The sequence below is a fragment of the Chryseobacterium pyrolae genome (assembly GCF_025153485.1).
GTDB classification, from domain to species: Bacteria; Bacteroidota; Bacteroidia; order Flavobacteriales; family Weeksellaceae; genus Chryseobacterium; species Chryseobacterium antibioticum.
In genome coordinates this window covers 114,608-135,879 of sequence record NZ_JANZQH010000010.1, presented here as the reverse complement: position 1 = coordinate 135,879, position 21,272 = coordinate 114,608, and the positions used below count along the sequence as shown (strand labels likewise).

Below are 21,272 nucleotides of genomic sequence, written 5' to 3'. Positions count from 1 at the left end.
TTAATTAACTAGAGCATATCACTTCAGAGCGTAAAATGTTTTCTAATTTAGTTGTCATGTAATAACCTATGAAATCACTGTCTAAAATTTTATTGTTATCCTCGACGCTGTTATTTTTTAGTTGTACCCCTCAGAAAAAACCGGAGAAAGCTAAAGTGGTGTACAAAACCGATAATCTGTCCATAATTCAACTGTCAGATGGTATCTATCAGCACATATCTTATTTAAATACAGACTCTTTTGGAAAAGTAGAATGCAACGGAATGATCGTGAAAGACGGAAATGAAACCGTAATTCTGGATACCCCGACCAATGATAAAAGCACAGGGGAATTGATTGACTGGATTAAAAACAGTCTTCATTCAAAGGTAAATGCTGTAGTCGCAACCCACTTCCATGATGACTGTCTGGGCGGATTGAAAGAATTTGACAAAAATAATATTCCGTCTTACGCAAATAATAAAACCATAGAATTGGCAAAACAGGCTGGTGCTCATGTTCCGGGCTATGGATTTAATGAAACCATCACCTTGAACGCCGGAAAACATAAAATTGTAGTAAAATTCTTTGGAGAAGGGCATACAAAAGATAATGTCGTTGCGTATGTTCCGGATGAAAAGGCCATGTTCGGAGGTTGTCTGATCAAAGAAATGGATGCAACGAAAGGGTATCTTGGTGATGCTAACGTTCAGTCCTGGTCTCAAACCGTTGATAAAGTAAAAACTGAATATCCTGATGTGGAAATGGTAATGCCGGGACATGGAGAGATAGGAGGAAAAGAACTTCTGGATTATACAATCAGGTTGTTTAAAAGTAACTGACCCATAGACTGAATTTTCAGAAAATTATATTGACTAACAGCTTATTTTAAAATTTAAAATAAGCTGTTTCTCTTTTATATCCTTATTATAATTAGAGTGATAGAAAATGTTAATGCAACAATGTGTCTTTAATTGATTTTTGTTTTAACTTTGTCTAAACAAAAAGAGCAGATGAACAAAAGATATTGATTAAGGTATTCATAAGCAATTATTTAAATACTATTTATCATTTATCATTTATCATTTATCATTTATCATTTATCATTTATCATTTATCATTTATCATTTATTTAATAAGTAAGCATCAGTTAAAAATGAAAAATTACGACGTTATTATCATAGGAGGAAGCTATGCCGGATTATCGGCTGGAATGTCTTTGGGAAGGTCATTAAGAAATACCTTGATTATTGATAGCGGGAAGCCATGCAACAGGCAGACCCCCTATTCCCATAACTTTATTACCCATGACGGGAAAACACCGAAGGAAATTTCTGATCTTGCCCGGGACCAGGTAGCAGTATATGATACAGTGAAGTTTCATGAAGGGACCGTCATTAAATTACGAAAAACAGAAGAAGGATTCGAAACCGAAACTTCAGCTGGTGAAAAGTTCTGTGCTAAAAAACTCATTCTGGCATCAGGGGTGAAAGACATCATGCCAGGTATTCCCGGATTTTCAGAATGTTGGGGGATTTCAGTCCTGCACTGCCCATACTGTCACGGTTATGAAGTGAAAAATGAAGTGACCGGAATACTTTCAGATGGTGATATGGCGTTTGATTTTTCAAAACTGGTGTACAACTTAACAAAGGATCTTTTCTTATTGACCAATGGAAAATCAGTTCTATCCAAAGAGCAGAAACATAAACTGGCTCAGAATAATATCAGCTTAGTCGAAGATGAAGTTGAAAATATTGAGCATGAAAATGGAAATATCCGGAAAATTATTTTTAAAACCGGAAAGGAAATTTCTTTGAAGGTTTTATACGCCAAAACACCTTTTGAACAAAGCATCAATGCTTCTGAAGATCTTGGCTGTGAACTTACCGAGCACGGATTTATCAAAGTTGATTTTATGCAGAAAACAAATGTTGCCGGTCTTTTTGCCTGCGGTGATACTGTAACCATGATGCGATCTGTAGCTAATGCTATTGCTCAGGGAGGTTTCACCGGAGCTGTTGTCAATAAGGAACTTGCAGAAGAAGAGTTTTGATTTTTTGTAAATTTTCAGGTTTAAAATCATGCTTTCAGATGCCGAAATCTAACGGGAAATTCCGTACATTTGGGGTGAAAAATTTCAAAAACTAAAAGTAAAATGGACATTATTTTCGACCTGATTGAAAAAGAAAGACAAAGACAAGCCCATGGATTAGAGCTTATTGCGTCAGAAAACTTTGTTTCTGAGAACGTGATGAAAGCAATGGGAAGTGTACTGACCAACAAATATGCTGAAGGATATCCCGGAAAGAGATATTACGGAGGCTGTGAAGTAGTAGATGAGGTTGAAACATTAGCCATCAACAGAGCAAAAGAACTTTTCGGTGTGGATTATGTCAATGTACAGCCACATTCCGGATCTCAGGCTAATGCTGCCGTTTATCTTGCAGTTTTGAAAGCGGGAGATAAAATTATGGGTATGGACCTTTCTATGGGAGGACACCTTACTCATGGTTCAGGAGTTAACTTCTCCGGAATTCAATATCAAGTGGTTTCTTATGGTGTTCAAAAAGAAACCGGACTTATTGATTACGACCAAATGAGAGAAGTTGCTTTAAGAGAAAGACCTAAAATGCTTATCGCAGGTTTCTCTGCTTATTCAAGAGATCTTGACTATGCTAAATTCAGAGAAGTGGCAGACGAAATCGGAGCAACGCTTTGGGCAGATATAGCTCACCCGGCTGGTTTGGTTGCAAAAGGATTATTAAATTCACCATTCGAACATTGCCATGTAGTGACCACTACTACTCACAAGACTTTAAGAGGTCCAAGAGGAGGAATGATCATGATGGGGAAAGATTTTGAAAATACGTACGGTCACAAGACACCGAAAGGAGAAACAAAAATGATGAGCCAGGTATTGGACGGAGCCGTTTTCCCGGGAATCCAGGGAGGACCGCTAGAGCACGTTATTGCTGGTAAAGCAGTAGCTTTTGCTGAGGCCATTGACGGTAAGTTTGAAACGTATGCCAAGCAGGTTAGAGCTAATGCACAAGCATTATCAAAAGCGATGATCGACAGAGGTTTCGATATCGTGAGTGGAGGTACAGACAACCACCTGATGTTGGTAGATCTTAGAAATAAGAATGTCAACGGAAAAGAAACAGAAAAGGCATTGGTGCTTGCAGACATTACATGCAATAAAAATATGGTTCCTTTTGATGACAAGTCGCCATTCACTACTTCCGGTATCAGACTGGGAACTGCAGCGATTACGACAAGAGGTCTTAAAGAAAATGATATGGATACGATAGCAGGATTAATTTCTGACGTGGTTGATAACATCAAAAATGAAGACGTGATCTCTTCTGTAAGAAAAAAGGTTAACGAACTGATGGAAGGAAGAGCCCTGTTCAACTATTAATTTGACTTAAAACATTATATAAAGAATGGGCATCTGTCCATTCTTTTTCATATCTACTATGGAGAAGAAATCTTTCACTTTTGATGAAATAAAACTGAAACTGGTCAACTACTGTGTTTATCAGGACCGTTGCCATGCAGAAGTTGAACAGAAAATGCGTGAATTTCTGCTCATTGAGGAAGCAAAAGATGAGATTATCCTTTATCTTTTGAAAGAAAACTATCTCAATGAAGAAAGGTTTACGCGGAGCTATATCAGGGGTAAATTTTATATCAAGCACTGGGGCAGGAATAAAATCAAAATGCACCTGAAGATGAAACAGATCTCTGAAAAGCTTATCAGCAAGTGCTTTGATGAAATAGACGAGGGTGATTATGAAAAAATGATCAGAAAGATATTTGAAGATTATTCCTCCAAGCAAAAAGGATTGCAGGAATATCAGAAAAAATCTAAAACGATAAAATATTTGATGAGCAGAGGTTTTGAATATGAGAAAATAAATGATACTTTTGACGAAACATAAGTAGATAATTGAAAAAGGAAAAGATTTGGCTGTCGCCCCCACATATGGGAGGAAATGAGCTTAAATATATACAGAACGCATTTGATACCAACTGGATTTCCCAATATGGCTCCAATATAGATGAATTTGAGAATAGTCTGGAAGATTATTTAGGAAACAATTCTCATGTCACAGCTTTATCTTCCGGAACTGCAGCTATTCATCTGGCACTACGGTTATTAAATGTTGAAGAAGATGATTTTGTGATTTGTCAGTCTTTTACCTTTGTAGCTACTGCCAATCCTATTCTTTATCTCAAAGCTGTTCCTGTATTTGTAGATAGCGAAAGCCAGACGTGGAATATGTGTCCGGAAGCACTGGAAGAAGCTATAAAATACTGCATTCAGCAGGAAAAAAAACCTAAAGCTATTATTACAGTTTCTCTATATGGAATGCCTTTTAAGGTGGAAGAAATATTCCAGATTTCCAGAAAATATGAAATTCCTGTCGTTGAAGATAGTGCGGAAGCACTAGGAAGTAAATATAAGGGGCAGCCATGCGGAACGTTTGGTGATCTTTCCATTATAAGTTTTAACGGCAACAAAATTATTACTACAGCAGGTGGAGGAATTCTAATTTCAAGAAATACTGCTGTTAAAAAAAGAGCTCTTTTTCTTGCTACACAGGCTAAAGATAATGAAGAATTTTACAGTCATTCTGAAATAGGATATAATTACAGAATGGATAATATTGCAGCCGGAATAGGAAGAGGACAGTTGGAAACACTGGAAGAAAAAATAAATCAGCGAAGAAAAAATCATGATTTTTATCAACATATAGTGAAGAATCATGATAATATTGACCTGTTTTCTGCACCAAACAGTGACTTTTATTCTAATTATTGGCTCAATACAGTCGTTCTGAAAAATAGTCTTTTAAAAGAAAAGTTGAAAAAAAAATTTTCACAGAATAATATAGAAACCAGATACCTATGGAAACCTATGCACCTGCAGCCACTCTATAAAGGATATAAGTTTTTTGGAAATAATTTATCTGGTACACTTTTTGAAGCAGGACTGTGCCTACCATCGGGGACCAATTTAACAGATGATTGTAGAGCTAGAATTTCTGAAGTTTTACAAACTGAAATTCACTAAATTTGTTTTTTTAAATTTAAGTGTAGATGAAATTTTATTTTAATTTTGTATTCGCACTTAAGAATGAGTATTAATAAAACAAGGGTATCAACCCATTTAAATATGAACACAAATACAGACAATGTACAACTCTCTTAGAAAAAAAATATTCGGAGGTGATAATGTTGTTAATCTCTCAGACGTAAGATATCTTCCCAGATGGATAATACTTGTAATAGATATTATCATCTTGGTTATGTCTCTATTTCTTTCTACCTATACTATTGAAAAAATTACCCAAAAAGAGTTTGTTTATCATGAACATAAGAGCGTTGTCTTTGCTTTTATTATTTTGATCAATACAATGTTTATGTATTTTTTCAAAACGTATGCAGGCATTATAAGGCATTCTACTTTTATTGACCTTTTCAAACTGCTGATATCATGTTTCTGTACGATGTCCGTAATAGGGATAGGAAACCTTATTTATTTCTGGACTACAGGAGGAAAGTTTATACTAACTCCATTTCTTATATTGTACTTTATTATTTCTTTCATGGGGCTATTTCTCTTCAGATTATATGTGAAAGAATTTTTTCATATTGTAAGAGAATATAGAAGAAGTGCTCTGAAAAAGAGAATTTTAGTATTAGGCATTGATGAGCAGTCCATTGCTATAGCACGTGCCATTTTAGATAATCCAAGTTTGCCGTATCAGGTAGTAGGTTTTCTGACTCAGAGAACAGATTCTAAAAGAGCTTCTTTATTGGGGAAACCTATTTATGAGAAAAGAAGAATAGAGGAAGCTACAAAAGAAGATCTTATCATCGATGGAGTTATTATTGTTAAGGAAATGATGTCTAAAGATGAAATGAATTCTTGGGTGAATTTATTTTTAGAAAAAGACTTAAATATATTCAAAGCGCCATCTGTGCAGAAATTAAGAGATAGTGATTTAGGTGGAGCCATCAGAAACCTTCAAATTGAAGATCTTCTGAACAGAAAACCAATAAAAATAGAAAGTGAAGAGGTCAGAAGCAGACACTTTAATAAGAATATACTGGTAACAGGTGGTGCTGGTTCTATTGGTAGTGAAATCGTAAGACAGGTTGCGCAATTTAACCCTGCGTTGATTGTTGTTTTAGATCAAGCCGAGACCCCTCTTTATGACATTGAGCTTGAAGTGAAGGAAAAATTCCCTCACATCAGATTTAAATTTGTTTTAGCGGATGTTTCCAATATACATAGAGTTGAACCTATATTTCAGACCTATAATTTTTCAATGGTCTACCATGCTGCTGCTTATAAACATGTCCCATTAGTTGAAGAAAATCCTAATGAAGCAATTCGTGTCAATGTATTAGGTTCAAAAAATATAGCTGTTTTATCAAGTCGTTATAAGGTGAACAGATTCGTAATGATTTCTACAGATAAAGCTGTAAACCCTACCAATGTCATGGGGGCTTCTAAAAGAGCTGCAGAATTATTCGTTCAGTCTTTACAGCATGTCGAAGGAAATACAACAAAGTTTATTACAACAAGATTTGGTAATGTTTTAGGATCAAACGGTTCCGTTATTCCACATTTTAAAAAACAGATTGAAGCGGGAGGACCTGTGACTATTACACATCCGGATATTGTAAGGTACTTTATGACAATTCCTGAAGCTTGCGAACTTGTTCTTCATGCTGGAACAATGGGTAAGGGAGGAGAGATCTTTGTTTTTGATATGGGAGAACCTGTGAAGATTCTCGATCTTGCAAGAAGAATGATTAAATTATCAGGCTTTGAACCGAATATTGATATAAAAATCATATATACAGGACTACGACCTGGAGAAAAATTGTATGAAGAACTATTGAGTGATAATGCTAAAGCACTTCCAACACATAATGAAAAGATTATGATTTCTAAGGATCCAGCAATGGCTTTCGTGGAAATAGAAAGGTTGATCAATCTAATTACAGATGCTTCTGTAATGGAAGAAAAAGTAGATGTGGTGAAGATGTTGAAAATCATTGTTCCTGAGTTTAGGAGTAATAATTCTATCTATGAGGTTTTGGATAAATAGAAAAATATAAGTGTATATTTGTATAATTTAAAAATATGAAGAGTAAAATATTGGGAATATTTTTTATATTCTTGTTAGTATCCTGTAAGGTTAAAGAGAATGCTAAGAATGAATTGAACTATATGCAGAATATAGAGAATGTTGCTATAGAAGCTTCTACAAAAAACTCTAATTCTACAATACAAGTTGGAGATCAGTTAGTAATCCTTATTACAGCGAAAGATATGGATGTCGTTAAACCATTTAATCAAAATTATTCATCATCTGAATTGATTCAAACAAATAATTTTGCTGGTGGGAATACTCCTAATCAAGGTATGACAACTATTTCAGGACCTACGTATAATGTTGATACAGATGGGAATATTGATTTCCCGATTCTTGGTAAATTGAATACATCTGGAAAGTCACTTGTTGATTTCAAAAATGAATTAAAGGATAAGATGATAAAATATGTTATTAATCCAACAGTAAATATTAGACTTTCAAACTTTAAAGTTACAATATTAGGAGAAGTGAATAGACAAGGAGATTATACTATTGCTAATGGCCAGGGGACAATTTTAAATGCTCTTGGTTTGGCCGGAGATATGACAATGTATGGGAAAAGAAATGATGTATTGGTAATACGTACTGAGGATGGTAAAGTTATTCATGGAAGAGTTGATTTGCATGATGCAAATTTAATTAATTCTCCTTTTTATAATTTAAAGCAGGGTGATGCTATAATTGTTTCCTCTAATAGTACAAAAGAAATTACATCCAGACAGAATCCTAATACAGCACTTTATTTAACTGCTGCATCTATCGCGGTTACAGCAATTGCAGTAGTAGTAGGTTTATTTAAGAAATAGAAAATTAATGAGTAATCAACAATCCTTACACTTTTCTGAAGTGGAAAATAATTCAACTAATATTGATATTAACGAAATCGTAAAACCTTATGTAAGAAAGTGGCCCTGGTTTATCATTTCAGCTTTTTTATTTTTGTTCCTAAGTTATTTTTTTTTGAAATTTATAACGCCAGTTTACGAGATTAAAAGTACTATTCTTATTAAGGATTCTAAAAATGCAGCATCTAACAGTGATTTTGGTGTTCTTGAAGATTTGTCAGGCTTTGGAGGAATGAAGACCAATAGTATTGATAATGAAGTAGAGATTCTGAAATCTAAAAAATTAATGCGTGATGTCGTAACTTCTCGAGATTTACAGACAAATCTTTATGTAAAGAATAAATTTAAAACTTTAGAACTCTATAAAGAATCTTCGCCGATATTAATAAAGGTTATCAATGAAAAAGCTTTAAGTGTTTTTCCAAATAAACCATTACATCTTATTATCAATAGTACAGGGATAACATTATTTTCGGATGAACTAAACGAAAAGGTTGTCTCCAGTTTTGGTAGGACTATAAGTTTACCATATGCGAATATTATTATTATTAAAAATCCTAATTTTAATCCATCAACGGTTAAAGATTTAAATGTTAATAATCTTGAACTTACGATATCTTCAGTTGACACTAAAGTGTCAAACCTCCAAAATATGTCAAGTATAGGGGTGGTAAGTAAAAAATCAACAGTAGTAGGATTAGGTTTACGCTATCCTCAAATTGAAAAAGCTAAGGATATCCTAAATTCACTAGTAATTGCATATAACAATGATGCTATAACGGACAAAAACTTTGAGTCTAAAAAAACATTAGACTTTATAGAGGACCGAATTAAAAAGCTTTCTGTAGAATTGGGACAGGTAGAAGATCAGAAAGAGAACTTTAAAACCAAAAACAACCTTACAGATTTAGAGACAGAAGCTAAAATAAGCTTGGAAAGTTCAGCTTCAGCTAGAGCTAAACAGCTAGAGCTTGATGCACAACTTGAACTAACAAATACTATAATTGGATTTGTTAATAAGCAAGGACTTTACCAGGTTTTACCATCTAATGTAGGACTTAGTAATCCAGAGGCAACTAATGGAATCTCTTTATATAATCAGTTGATATTACAGAGAACCAGATTGCTGGAGTCTGCCACATTAGAGAATCCAGCTGTGGTAGATGTTACCAAGCAAATCAATTCAATGCGTACATCAATTGTACAAAGTTTGCAGAAAAACAGAGATGGGTTAGAATTGGCTAGAAATGAATATTTAGGGGAACAAAATACAGTTTCAGGTAAAATATCTAAATTCCCCTCCATTGAAAAGATGTTTAGAAGTATTGAAAGGCAGCAACAGATAAAGGAAAACCTATATTTATTACTGCTTCAAAAAAGAGAGGAAACAGCTATAGCACAATCCATCAGCGCTCCTAAGGCAAGAGTAATTGATGTTGCTTATGCTTCTGGGGTGCCTGTGTCTCCCAATAAAATTGTTTTTTATGTTGGGGCATTGTTTATTGGATTATTAATACCATTTATATTAATATATCTGATAGAGTTATTTAATAATAAAATTGTTACTAAGCATGATCTGGATAAATTGGTACATGCTCCTGTGATAGCAGAATTACCTAGCCTTGAAAAAGGAGATTCTGATGTTGTACAAGTAAATGATATAACTCCAATGGCAGAGGCATTTAGAATTCTTATCACAAATATGAATTTTATGCTTCCTAAAGATAAGAAAGGGAAAGTTGTATTTGTAACTTCAACTGTAAAAGGTGAAGGAAAAACATTCACCTCTGTTAATTTAGCTCTAACATTAGCAAATCCTAAGAAAAAAGCAATCATTATAGGTTCTGATATCAGAAATCCTCAGCTGCAGAGATATAATCCTGCAAGGAAAGGACTAGCAGGGCTCACCGAATATTTATATTCAGACCAGATTAAGTTGGAGAATATTATCCACGTATCATCTTTCAATCCACATCTAGATGTAATTTATTCGGGTACCATCCCTCCCAATCCCACTGAATTATTATCAAACGGAAGGTATGAAGTACTTTTAGAGGAATTGAAATCTAAATATGATTATATTATCTTGGATACAGCTCCTTTATTATTAGTAACAGATACTTTCCTGATTGCCGAACTAGCAGATGCTACAATCTATGTTTCTAGATCGAGGTATACAGAAAAAGCGTTGACGGAGTTTGCTAATACTAATATTGATCTTGGCAAAATCAAAAACGTTGGTTTTGTTCTCAATGATGTTAATAGAGAAAATCTAGGCTATAGTAATAAATATGGATATGGATATAATAATGTGGAACATACAACTTGGCTTAGTAAGATCACAAAAATATTCAATCGATGAAAACTTATAAAATAGCTGTCATAGGACAAGGTTATGTAGGATTACCTCTAGCCTTAGAATTTTCCGTTCATTTCTGTGTCCTTGGATTTGATATTAATGCTCAAAGAATACATCAGCTTAATAATGGAGAGGATATAACCCTTGAAGCTGAAATTGAAAAACTGACAGAAGGTTTAGAAAGATATAAAACTTCAAATGGGGAGATAGGCTATAAAGGGACAAGTAATCTATCCGATATTGCAGATGCTAATGTTTATATTGTAACAGTTCCAACACCTATTGATAAATTTAATGCTCCTGATTTAGATCCACTTATTTCTGCTTCTCAAATGTTAGGGGAAATAATCAAAAACGGAGATATAGTAATATATGAATCTACTGTTTTCCCAGGATGCACAGAAGAGGAATGTGTCCCTGTTTTAGAAAAATACTCTGGATTAGTTTATAATAAGGGATTTTTTGTAGGATACTCACCTGAAAGAATTAATCCGGGAGATAAAGTGAACACCCTTACCAGTGTTATGAAAGTAACATCGGGATCCACAGATGCCACTGCTGCAGAGGTGGATGAACTATATAAAAAAATTATTACTGCAGGAACCCATAAGGCACCTAGTATTAAAGTTGCCGAGGCTTCAAAAGCTATCGAAAATGCACAAAGAGATGTAAATATTTCATTTGTAAATGAGTTGGCTTTAATTTTTGATAGAGTTGGAATTGACACCAATGATGTTTTAGAAGCTGCAGGAACAAAGTATAATTTTCTTAAATATAAACCAGGCCTGGTGGGGGGACATTGTATTTCTGTTGATCCCTATTATTTAGCACATAAAGCTGAGCAACTAGGATATCATCCAGACGTTATTTTGTCGGGAAGACGCGTGAATGATTCTATCGCTAAGTTTATTGCTTCTAAGGTTGTCAAATTACTTATAGCCAAGGGAGGAATTATTAAAGACTCAAGAGCTCTTATACTTGGAATTACATTTAAAGAAAATTGTCCGGATGTAAGAAATACAAAAGTGGTAGATATATATAAAGAGCTTGAAGATTACGGAATCAATGTCGATATATATGACCCTTGGGCAAGTAAAGATGAAGTTAAAAATGAGTACGGTATTGATCTGCTTAGTAAACTTCATCATGGTGAAAAATATGATTCTCTTATTATTGCTGTTTCTCATAACGAATTTCTCCAAATGGATTTCGATAAATTAAAGAAAGATAATGCAGTAATATTTGATACCAAAGCTTGCTTGGATAGGAAATTGGTCGATGCAAGGCTATAAGTTCATTATTTAAGTAATGAATTTAATCTTTAATTATTCAAATGTTTACACAGTTTAAAAATAGCACCTCAACTTATTTAACCTCTTTTTTTAAAAATGGAGATAATAGGTCCATAAAAGCAAAAAAAAATATATTTTTTCTTTTTATAACAAGATTATTATCCCTTCCAATATCTTTTCTGATTCTTCCTCTTACGATTAAATATGTAGATGCAGAATCATATGGAGTTTGGTTAACATTAAGTTCTATTGTAGGTTGGATGAGCTTTTTTGACATAGGTTTAAATAATGGATTAAGAAATAAGTTGGCAGAAAGTTTAGCCACTGGGAATATAACTCTTGCGAGGCAATATGTAAGTACAACTTATGCAATTCTCGGCTTAATTTCTGTAGGTCTATTTGCTGTATTTTTTTTTGGCAACCTTTTTATTAACTGGTCTGATTTACTAAAGGTTTCTGCCGGGTTATCTTCTGAATTAAGTAAAGTAGCTATAATATCAGTAGGATATTTCTGTGCAAGATTTGTTCTTTCTACAATTCATATTATTTTGTTAGCATATCAATCACCTGCTAAAGCTTCATTACAGACATTAGTAGAACAAGCTGTTTCTTTAATCGTAATTTTTTTATTAACTAAGTATACAACTGGGTCTCTCACAAACCTGGCATATGGTCTATGTATAGCTCCTGTATTAATTTTATTATTCTTCAATTTATCAAGTTTTTATACTAAGCTTAAAGAAATCAGACCGTCTTTATCTTCTGTGAATTTTTCTTTGACAAAAGATTTAATGGGAGTCGGTTTTAAGTTTTTTATTATTCAAATAGCAGGTATTGTTCAGTATCAAACTGCTAATTTTATTATCATAAGAAGTTTTGGAGCAGATGATGTTACTGTCTATAATATTGTATTTAAATATTTCAGTATACTAACCATGTTGATGGCTATTTTTATGACTCCACTTTGGTCTGCTGTTACAGATGCTTATGCTAAAAAAGACTATCAATGGATCAAAGATGCAGAAAAAAAATATCGTAAAATAGCTGTAGGATTAGCAATTGTAGGTATAGTAATGCTCGGTGTATCCAATTTTGTATATGATTTATGGCTGGGAAAAACGCACATAATGATTCCTTTTTCTATATCATTATGCATGTTCTTATTTACGATGCTGTCATTTTTTGGTAGTATCTACTGTATCATATTAAATGGGATAAGTGCTCTGGATGTACAGTTTAAATCCTCTTTATTTTCTCCCTTTTTATTCATTGGGCTTACTATGTTATTTATAAAAACATTTAATTGGGGAGTAGAATCAGTTATTGTGGCGGCTACAATTTCTAATTTTAATGCTATTATTTTAGCTCCTGCCCAGTACATGAAAATTTTTAAAAATAAAAGCTAAAATAGGTGATGATTATAAAGAAGATTCCGCTAATAAAATTACAGTTCTTTTTCTTAACATTATTGTCTGTACTTAATGTTTTAGCTCTTATATATGATGATCTTAAGATAATGCTTTATTATGGTACATTGTTGTGTTCATTATCATTACTGGGAGTTAGTGTCTTTGAAATGTTTAAGTATGGAAAAAATAATTTACAGCTTAGAAAAAATATATTCTATATCTTTCTATGCATCTGGGTCTTATGTATGGCATTAAGAGGATTTCAGTTTAATTATGATTATATAAGAGATATTACTTTGTCACCTTATGTTTTGTTTCCTTATATCTTAATATTTTTTACCCGTTTTTTCAGAATTGAAGATTTTAAAAGTATATTAAAAAGCATTCATGTTGTTAATATATTATATCTATTACTAGTATCATTTACGCTTATTTTTGATAATCAAAAGTTCGCTATGATCAATTTTGTAGAAGACTGTATAAAATATCTATGCTTTCCAAACTTTTTTTTGTTCCTAAGTTTTTCTAAGTTAACTAAGAAGCAAAAAATAGTTTCGACTTTAGTTTTTATAGTAGGTTTCTTAATTGCCATTTTAGCAGCAAGAAGGAGTTTAGTATGGATATTTGCTTGGACCTTTATGGTATTTGTTTTCATAAACTATCTTAGAAAGGGAAGTAAATTAAAAAAAATAGCCCTTATACTTATGACTTTGGTTATCGGTTTTGGCACCACAATCTTGTACAATCTGTTTTTTGAAACCTTATTTGGAGAGTTAGTAGAAAGATTAGATAGTGATACCAGAGGAGCAGTTTTGAGAGATTTTCACAATGATATGGATACGGTAAGTTGGATTGTTGGGAGAGGAATCAGTGGTGAGTATAATCTGTATGAAACTGATTATGTTTTTGGATCAGATGATGAAATGCTGGAAATCAGAAATATTATTGAAGCAGGCTATCTTAATTTAATTCTTAAAGGAGGGCTGGTATATCTTATTCCTTTCTCCATTATTATTTTCATAGCATTAAAAAATGGAATTTTTAAATCAAAAAATTACTATTTGAAAGTCTGCAGTGGCTTTATTATACTTTATGTTGTTGAATGCATACCTGCAGGTGTATTCATGTTTAACATAAGATTTTTTTTGTTATGGTATTGTATAGCTATGTGCTGGAATAAGAAAGTAATTAACGCTACAGATCAAGAAATAGAAAAACACTTAGTATAGATGAATAATAAAATTAATGTTTTATGGATTACTAATATTCTGTTACCGGATATTTGTGAAAAACTAGGCTTCCCGAAACCATTTGTTGGAGGGTGGATGTTTGCTCTTTCAAAGTATCTTTCGTCTCAGGAAGATGTTTCTTTAGCTATAGCATCAGTATATAACGGAACTGAGCTCCAGGAAATTATTGTTAATAATATTACTTATTTTTTAATTCCCATAAAAGATATTTCGGAATATGATCAAACAGCAAATGCTTTATGGACAAATGTTAATAATTCATTTAAACCAGATATTGTTCACATACATGGAACCGAATTTCCTTACGGATTGTCTTATATAAAAGCTAGTGGAGCAGATAAGTGTGTAATTTCAATACAGGGGCTTACAAGTGTTTATACGAGATATTTTTTAGGAGGTTTAACTAAAGATGAAATAGATTGTAGTACTTCATTGTATGATAAAATCAGAAAGAATACACTTTATGATCAGCAGCTTCAAATGGCGAAAAGAGGAGAAATAGAAATTGAATATATAAAGACTGTTAAAAATATTATTGGAAGAACAGACTGGGATAAAGATCATGTGTGGGCAATAAATCCGAATACTAAATATCATTTTTGTAATGAAACTTTGAGAGCGGGATTTTATACTAAATCATGGGATTATAAGCAGTGTGAGAAATATTCCATCTTTTTAAGCCAAGGAATGGTTCCTTTAAAAGGAATTCATCAATTAATAAAAGCACTCCCATTAATTTTAAGATCTTATCCAGACACTAAAGTTTATATAGCTGGAAAAAATATTATACACTATAATTCTTTTAGAGATAAATTGACAAGAGGCCCTTATGCTCGATATATCTCGAATTTAATAAAAAAATATAATATTGAAAATAATATAGTGTTTTTAGGAAGCCTTAATGAAAAACAAATGATTGAGAGGTATTTGAAATCTAATGTTTTTGTATGTCCGTCAGCCATAGAAAATAGTCCAAATTCTTTGGGTGAGTCCCAGATTCTTGGAGTTCCTGTTGTTTCAGCTTATTGTGGGGGAGTACCAAATATGATAAATGATAAGAAAACAGGGTTTTTGTATAGGTATGAAGAAACAGAATCACTTGCCCGTATTATATGTGAAGTATTTGATAATACTTCGAATGTAGAAATATCTAGAAATGAGATAGAAGTTGGACATCAAAGACACAGCGTAGATCATAATGGGGAAGTTTTAAAAGAAATTTATTATTCAATAAAGAATAATTAACCTCTAAATATTTGATCTATATGTCTGAAATTAAGTATCCAAAAGTGTTGATTATAAGTGACTGTGATTTTCACCATGGTACAGATGCTACTGCTATTACTTTAAGAAATATATTCAGCGGATGGCCTGTTGGTAATTTGTCTTTTTTACAGTTGAAATCTTATAATGTAGTTGAAAATACAGTTGAAAATAAATTTATTTTAGATAGCAGAAATTTACAATTAGGGGGTCTTTTAACAAAACTAAGAAATAATTCCGGTAATGTCACAGGTACTGCTCCAGCACTGGTTGTCGAAAGTAATGTAAGCCATTTGCAAAAATTAAAGCAGAATCTTAGATTAAGTGTATCTTCTTCTGCAGATATGCTTAATTATAAAATAAATAATGATCTTATTGAGTTCATTAAGGATCATGAACCGGATATTATCTATTTATTGCCCTATGGAAGAAGAATCATAAAACTTGCGTTGAATATTAAGAGTAGGTTTGGTATTCCTATTCTGCCTCATTTTATGGATGACTGGCCTTCGACTATCTACATGGACTCATCTCTCAGTTTAATACAGCGAAAGTGTACTCTGAAAACATTGAATACCTTACTTAATACCTGTGAGAAGTCCTTGGTTATTTCGGATGCCATGAAATGCGAGTTTGAGAAAAGATATAAGAAATGTCAATTTTTTTCTTTAATGAATGATGTAGAAGAATACTTGGGTTCCTCCGAAGATGATAATAGATCAGAAGAAAAAATGTCATTATGCTATGCAGGTGGGTTACATCTTAATCGTTGGACTTCTCTATTAGAATTATGCAATATAGTTAAGGACAATGAAGACATTCATGAAATAGCAATATACACCAGTCAAAACGATTGGAAAAATGTAGAGCAGTATTTTAAAGAATTTCATTTTGTTGTTTATAAAGGTTTTATCAAACAGACAGACGTATTAACAACACTAAATAATTATGATGTTCTCATTTTTATAGAATCTTTTGATGAGAATATTAAACAATATACAAGGTTTTCAATATCTACAAAGATCCCGGAATATTTATCGCTGGGAAAGGCTATTATAGCAGTAGGGCCATCGGATATAGCATCAATTGCCTACCTTAAAGAAAATAATCTTGCTATAGTATGTGATGATACAAATAGAGTAGAGTGGAAAAATGTTTTGAAGAATGACCTTACGGATAAAAAACTCTTGAAAAAGAATATAGAAAATGGTAAAAATATATTTTTCAGAAATCACTATAGAAAAACCCAGCAACACAAGTTTTTGGAAATTTTACGAGCTTTAAAAATAAATAAAAATGAAGATTCTAATCATTAGTCACAATCCATTTTCGAAAATCTCTAATAATGGAAAAACTTTAGAATCTATTTTTAGAGATTTTAAAAAAGAAGAATTAGCCCAACTATATTTTGTAGACGATAAAGATATAGATATGGACTATGCAGGTTCATACTTTAAAATTACGGACAAAGATCTTCTTTTAAAAAATAAAGAAGAAAGAAGGGTAGATCTAGAGGGGAAAACCGCTGTGTCTTCCCAAAAAAAAGGTTTAGATTTACGTAGATATAAACATAATTTAGCGATTTTTAGAGATTATCTATGGAAATTTAAAAAAGTAAAAGATAACAAAGAACTGCACCAATGGATTCAACATCAGAACCCAGATTTTATTTTTTTTATTGGTGGTAATCAGGTATTTTCACATGATATCACGGTTGAAATTGTTGAAAGGTATCATCTTAAGTCTGCAGTTTACTTTACCGATGATTATATTTTTTCAACTCAAAAAAAGAATTATTTACAAAAATTACACTATACTAAACTGTATAAGGCATATAAAGCTACTATTTCTAAAACAGAATTATGCTTTGGTATAAGTCATTTAATGTGTCAGGAATATTCAAAATATTATGGAAAAAAGTTCAATCCTATCATGAATAGTGTAAATACCAAACTTTATGAAGGAGTGGAAAAATATAAAAACCGGCCACAAGATGAAATTGTAGTATCATACTTTGGTGGATTACATCTTAACCGTGATCAAATGATTATTCGTCTGGGTAAAATGTTTTCAAAAATGGGGAGTAAGAAAATCATAATTAATGTTTATACTCCTACAGAAATAGATAGTGTACAGAAAAATAATTTCTCTGAAAATAATATATTTATAAAAGGTACGGTACAAGGAAAAGAATTGTACCAGGAGATTATCAATACAGATATTTTACTGCATACTGAAAGTGATGATCTTTTTAATAGGTCTTTGACTAAACTTTCTGTTTCTACAAAAATTCCTGAATATTTATTATCACAGAATTTAATCTTAGCTTACGGACCTACAGAGATTGCATCTATAAAACTACTACAGGAAAATGACCTGGCACTAATAATTGATAGCGAAGACACTGATGAAAACAATATAGAGAAGATTATCAATATCTTAAGCAGTGATGAAGAACTCAGGTTAATTAAAAATGCTTATCAATATGCAGTAAAAGAATTTGACGAAGAAAAAATAAGTACTAATTTTCGTAAGATTATTGAAAATGAGATTTGATATGAACATTACTTTTATTGGAGGATTATTTCCTGACGAAAATATGGATTTCTTCAGAACACACTCCAAGGGAATCTTTCAATATGCTGCAGATGTACTGCAGAAAAATATTATTAAGGGTCTGGAAAATAATGTAAATCAGGCTATTAATGTTATTACAGTCCCTTTTTTAGGTGATTTTCCAAAGGCTTGTGATTTAAAAGTTGTAAATGAAGAGAAGTGGCAAAATAAGGGGGGACAAATACATCAAGTGGGCTTTAAAAATATAAAATTTTTAAATGAATTTTCCAAATATAACGCACTCAAGAAAGCTTTAGAAAACCAATTTGTAAAAGAAAAAAATGAGGTGGACACGATAGTTATTTATGGAATGTTTTCTTACTTCCTAAAGCTTACAGCTTATATAAAAAAGGTATTACCTGATGTGAAAATATGTATGATAGTCCCGGATCTTCCCCATCTGATGGGAGCAGATAATAATAAACCACACATAAAACTTTACAATACTTACACTAAAAGTGTTGTAAATAGAAATATCAAACATATAGATTCCTATATATTTTTATCTAAATATATGGAAGACTATCTTAATACAAATAAACCTTTTGATATTATTGAAGGGATCTATAATACAAATGAGAAAAACATAACAGAATCTAAAGAGGTTTTACCTACCATTTTTTACTCAGGGACATTGGCTTTAAGGTATGGAATTGAAAGACTGTTAGAATCTTTTGCATCAATTAAAAATGATGAATTAAGATTATGGATTTGTGGGGCAGGTGATGGCGAGGAGATGGTTAAAGAATATTCTAAAAAAGATAACAGAATTATTTTTAAAGGTCAACTAGACAGATCTGAAATTCTTAAATTGCAGAGAAAAGCAACGCTGTTAATAAACCCAAGAGATGGTAAGGATGAATTTACAAAATATTCTTTCCCATCTAAAACAATAGAATATTTAAGTTCAGGAACTCCAACCATCTTATACAAGCTAAAGGGGATTCCAGAAGAATATTATGATTATTGCTATACCTGTGATTCAGACGGATATGAAGGATTAAGAGATACAATAATAGAAGTACTTGATATTTCTAAAGATGAAAGAGATATCATGGGAGAAAGAGCCAAAAAATTTATTTTGAATAATAAAAATGAAACCGTACAAAGTGGAAAAATTATAAAATTAATTAAAACCTTGTCATGAATTTAAAGCTTATCACATCCTTACTATTATTTTTTGGCATATTTATAGATGCACAGAAAACGCAGCAAATTTTTTTCTGTTCAGAAATATATAACCCTGAACAACAGGATTTTGTAAAAAAGAATAATATAAAAAATTTTTATATTATTTATCAGGATTATATTATAGATCGAGATTTGAATTTAGATAAAGTAAAATTAAAGAAAGAGATAGATAGGCAAATACCCAACAGTAATACGTCAGGCTATGCAGCTTTGGATATTGAATCTGAATCTGTACTAATTATATTAAAAGAAAAAAAAGTAAGTGTTAGTGAATATAATAGAATCTTAAATAATCATATAAATACCATAAGATACGCAAAATTGCTCAGACCAAATATAAAATGGACTTTCTATGGTTACAATTTAACCAGCTATCCTTATGTGACACCCGGGCATGAAAATAATGTTACCGTAGGGACTTACCCTTTGCTTAGAGAACTTGATTTTCTTGCTCCCAGTATGTATTTGCAAGACAAAAAAACGCCTTTGAAGCTCGATAAAATTAAAACTTTTGTTTCTTCAAATTTGACCTTATCTTTAAAATTGGGTGAAAAATTCAATAAACCGGTATATCCTTTTGTATGGAACAGATATCATAACGCTGAATCTGAAAATACTTTAATAGATTCAACCGATTTTCAATGGTATATAAATCAGATACTGAATTTTACCTTCAATAAAAGAAAGGTAGACGGTATTGTATTTTGGAATGCGGAAACCTATACCTACGAAACAAATAAGAATATTAATGTCAAAAATGAATATAAAAACGTAAAGGATATTAATAAATACCAAAACGAAGTATTACAAAAATATTGGAACACAATAAAAAAATAAATAAATATACATATGTCTGAATTAAAAAATAAAGTACTATTGATAACCGGAGGTACAGGTTCTTTTGGTACTGCAGTACTTAACAGATTTTTAGGAACTGATCATTTTAAGGAAATCCGTATTTTTTCTCGTGATGAAAAAAAACAGGATGATATGAGAAATCTTTATAAAAATGATAAAATAAAATATTATATAGGGGATGTAAGAGATTATACCAGTGTGGAACCTGCTACGAGAGGTGTGGATTATGTCTTTCATGCCGCTGCTTTAAAACAAGTTCCTTCTTGTGAATTTTTCCCAATGCAGGCCGTAAAAACAAATGTTGAAGGAACACAAAATGTAATTCGTGCAGCTGCTTTCAATGGGGTGAAAAAAATAATTTGTCTAAGTACTGATAAAGCTGCTTATCCTATTAATGCAATGGGGATTTCAAAAGCAATGATGGAGAAAGTTGCCATTGCTGAATCTAGAAATTTGACAGATACTGTAGTGTGTTTAACGCGTTATGGAAATGTAATGGCATCTAGAGGATCTGTAATTCCATTATTTTTAAATCAGATCCAAAAGGGAGAGCCAATCACGATAACAGATCCTAATATGTCTCGTTTTTTTATGTCTTTAGAAGACGCAGTAGATCTGGTACTATTCGCTTTTGAAAATGGTAACACTGGAGATCTATTTGTAAATAAAGCGCCTGCAGGATCTATTGGCGATCTGGCAAAAGCTCTAATTGAACTTACAGGAAAAGAAGTGCCTATTACTGTTATTGGAACCCGCCACGGAGAAAAATTATATGAAACCCTTTGTACTCGGGAAGAAATGTTGAAGGCTGAAGATATGGGAGATTTCTATAGAATCCCAGCAGACAACAGAGATCTCAATTATGCAAAATATTTCTCTGAAGGTGAAGAAGATGTTTCTAGAATCGAAGATTATCATTCCCATAATACAGAACAACAGGGAGTTGAAGGGTTGAAGAAATTAATTTCAACATTGCCTTTGATTCAAAAAGAAGTCTTTGGAAAAGATGTAATGCAGTATCCTTATTAA

17 protein-coding genes are annotated in these 21,272 nt (G+C 32.2%); all 17 read left to right on the top strand.

Annotated features, from left to right (window positions below; genetic code table 11):
- Window positions 1-68: 68 nt before the first annotated feature.
- The 17 genes from bla (at window position 69) to NZD88_RS18470 (ending at window position 21,272) form a co-directional block, all read left to right on the top strand.
- The gene (bla, locus tag NZD88_RS18550; RefSeq protein WP_259831103.1) at window positions 69-821 is read left to right on the top strand and encodes a subclass B1 metallo-beta-lactamase; all 753 of its coding nucleotides are present in this window, start codon (window positions 69-71) and stop codon (window positions 819-821) included.
- A 314-nt stretch (window positions 822-1,135) separates the two neighbouring features.
- Window positions 1,136-2,035 (top strand): NAD(P)/FAD-dependent oxidoreductase, encoded by a 900-nt coding sequence (locus NZD88_RS18545; RefSeq protein ID WP_259831101.1) that lies wholly within the window; start codon window positions 1,136-1,138, stop codon window positions 2,033-2,035.
- Between the two features lie 102 nt (window positions 2,036-2,137).
- Window positions 2,138-3,403 carry a serine hydroxymethyltransferase gene (gene glyA, locus NZD88_RS18540; protein ID WP_259831099.1) on the top strand — a complete coding sequence of 422 codons (1,266 nt, stop codon included), beginning with the start codon at window positions 2,138-2,140 and terminating at the stop codon, window positions 3,401-3,403.
- A gap of 58 nt (window positions 3,404-3,461) precedes the next feature.
- Window positions 3,462-3,926: a regulatory protein RecX gene (locus tag NZD88_RS18535; protein ID WP_169234980.1), complete on the top strand. Its 465-nt coding sequence runs from the start codon at window positions 3,462-3,464 to the stop codon at window positions 3,924-3,926.
- An 8-nt stretch (window positions 3,927-3,934) separates the two neighbouring features.
- Entirely contained in the window at window positions 3,935-5,062 is a 1,128-nt protein-coding gene (locus NZD88_RS18530; RefSeq protein ID WP_259831096.1) for an aminotransferase class I/II-fold pyridoxal phosphate-dependent enzyme, read from the top strand.
- Window positions 5,063-5,183: 121 nt separating this feature from the next.
- Window positions 5,184-7,112 (top strand): polysaccharide biosynthesis protein, encoded by a 1,929-nt coding sequence (locus tag NZD88_RS18525; RefSeq protein ID WP_259831094.1) that lies wholly within the window; start codon window positions 5,184-5,186, stop codon window positions 7,110-7,112.
- A gap of 35 nt (window positions 7,113-7,147) precedes the next feature.
- Entirely contained in the window at window positions 7,148-7,966 is an 819-nt protein-coding gene (locus NZD88_RS18520; protein ID WP_259831093.1) for a polysaccharide biosynthesis/export family protein, read from the top strand.
- Window positions 7,967-7,973: 7 nt separating this feature from the next.
- Window positions 7,974-10,367 carry a GumC family protein gene (locus tag NZD88_RS18515; protein ID WP_259831092.1) on the top strand — a complete coding sequence of 798 codons (2,394 nt, stop codon included), beginning with the start codon at window positions 7,974-7,976 and terminating at the stop codon, window positions 10,365-10,367.
- Entirely contained in the window at window positions 10,364-11,656 is a 1,293-nt protein-coding gene (locus NZD88_RS18510; RefSeq protein ID WP_259831091.1) for a nucleotide sugar dehydrogenase, read from the top strand. Before NZD88_RS18515 ends, NZD88_RS18510 begins: the two co-directional genes overlap by 4 nt.
- Window positions 11,657-11,697: 41 nt before the next feature.
- Complete coding sequence (locus NZD88_RS18505; protein ID WP_259831090.1) at window positions 11,698-13,062, top strand: lipopolysaccharide biosynthesis protein; 1,365 nt, start codon at window positions 11,698-11,700, stop codon at window positions 13,060-13,062.
- Between the two features lie 248 nt (window positions 13,063-13,310).
- Window positions 13,311-14,294, top strand: coding sequence for a hypothetical protein (locus NZD88_RS18500; RefSeq protein ID WP_259831089.1), 984 nt, complete (start codon window positions 13,311-13,313; stop codon window positions 14,292-14,294).
- Window positions 14,295-15,560, top strand: coding sequence for a glycosyltransferase family 4 protein (locus NZD88_RS18495; protein ID WP_259831088.1), 1,266 nt, complete (start codon window positions 14,295-14,297; stop codon window positions 15,558-15,560).
- A gap of 20 nt (window positions 15,561-15,580) precedes the next feature.
- Window positions 15,581-16,894 carry a glycosyltransferase family protein gene (locus NZD88_RS18490; RefSeq protein ID WP_259831087.1) on the top strand — a complete coding sequence of 438 codons (1,314 nt, stop codon included), beginning with the start codon at window positions 15,581-15,583 and terminating at the stop codon, window positions 16,892-16,894.
- Window positions 16,875-18,134: a glycosyltransferase family protein gene (locus NZD88_RS18485; protein WP_259831086.1), complete on the top strand. Its 1,260-nt coding sequence runs from the start codon at window positions 16,875-16,877 to the stop codon at window positions 18,132-18,134. The genes NZD88_RS18490 and NZD88_RS18485 overlap by 20 nt, the downstream gene beginning before the upstream one ends.
- 1 nt (window position 18,135) lies before the next feature.
- Window positions 18,136-19,341, top strand: a complete 1,206-nt coding sequence (locus NZD88_RS18480; protein WP_259831085.1) for a glycosyltransferase — start codon at window positions 18,136-18,138, stop codon at window positions 19,339-19,341.
- A complete protein-coding gene (locus tag NZD88_RS18475) occupies window positions 19,338-20,222 on the top strand; it encodes a hyaluronidase (protein WP_259831084.1) in 885 nt (294 codons plus the stop codon). Before NZD88_RS18480 ends, NZD88_RS18475 begins: the two co-directional genes overlap by 4 nt.
- A gap of 12 nt (window positions 20,223-20,234) precedes the next feature.
- Window positions 20,235-21,272 carry a polysaccharide biosynthesis protein gene (locus NZD88_RS18470; RefSeq protein ID WP_259831083.1) on the top strand — a complete coding sequence of 346 codons (1,038 nt, stop codon included), beginning with the start codon at window positions 20,235-20,237 and terminating at the stop codon, window positions 21,270-21,272.

Excerpts from the sequence above, each read along its gene's own strand:
- NZD88_RS18490 (WP_259831087.1), top strand. The coding sequence starts at position 15,581 with ATGTCTGAAATTAAGTATCCAAAAGTGTTGATTATAAGTGACTGTGAT.
- NZD88_RS18515 (WP_259831092.1), top strand. The coding sequence starts at position 7,974 with ATGAGTAATCAACAATCCTTACACTTTTCTGAAGTGGAAAATAATTCA.
- NZD88_RS18525 (WP_259831094.1), top strand. The coding sequence starts at position 5,184 with ATGTACAACTCTCTTAGAAAAAAAATATTCGGAGGTGATAATGTTGTT.
- NZD88_RS18495 (WP_259831088.1), top strand. The coding sequence starts at position 14,295 with ATGAATAATAAAATTAATGTTTTATGGATTACTAATATTCTGTTACCG.
- glyA (WP_259831099.1), top strand. The coding sequence starts at position 2,138 with ATGGACATTATTTTCGACCTGATTGAAAAAGAAAGACAAAGACAAGCC.
- bla (WP_259831103.1), top strand. The coding sequence starts at position 69 with ATGAAATCACTGTCTAAAATTTTATTGTTATCCTCGACGCTGTTATTT.
- NZD88_RS18480 (WP_259831085.1), top strand. The coding sequence starts at position 18,136 with ATGAACATTACTTTTATTGGAGGATTATTTCCTGACGAAAATATGGAT.
- NZD88_RS18510 (WP_259831091.1), top strand. The coding sequence starts at position 10,364 with ATGAAAACTTATAAAATAGCTGTCATAGGACAAGGTTATGTAGGATTA.
- NZD88_RS18470 (WP_259831083.1), top strand. The coding sequence starts at position 20,235 with ATGTCTGAATTAAAAAATAAAGTACTATTGATAACCGGAGGTACAGGT.
- NZD88_RS18520 (WP_259831093.1), top strand. The coding sequence starts at position 7,148 with ATGAAGAGTAAAATATTGGGAATATTTTTTATATTCTTGTTAGTATCC.
- NZD88_RS18475 (WP_259831084.1), top strand. The coding sequence starts at position 19,338 with ATGAATTTAAAGCTTATCACATCCTTACTATTATTTTTTGGCATATTT.
- NZD88_RS18500 (WP_259831089.1), top strand. The coding sequence starts at position 13,311 with ATGGCATTAAGAGGATTTCAGTTTAATTATGATTATATAAGAGATATT.
- NZD88_RS18545 (WP_259831101.1), top strand. The coding sequence starts at position 1,136 with ATGAAAAATTACGACGTTATTATCATAGGAGGAAGCTATGCCGGATTA.
- NZD88_RS18485 (WP_259831086.1), top strand. The coding sequence starts at position 16,875 with ATGAAGATTCTAATCATTAGTCACAATCCATTTTCGAAAATCTCTAAT.
- NZD88_RS18535 (WP_169234980.1), top strand. The coding sequence starts at position 3,462 with ATGGAGAAGAAATCTTTCACTTTTGATGAAATAAAACTGAAACTGGTC.
- NZD88_RS18505 (WP_259831090.1), top strand. The coding sequence starts at position 11,698 with ATGTTTACACAGTTTAAAAATAGCACCTCAACTTATTTAACCTCTTTT.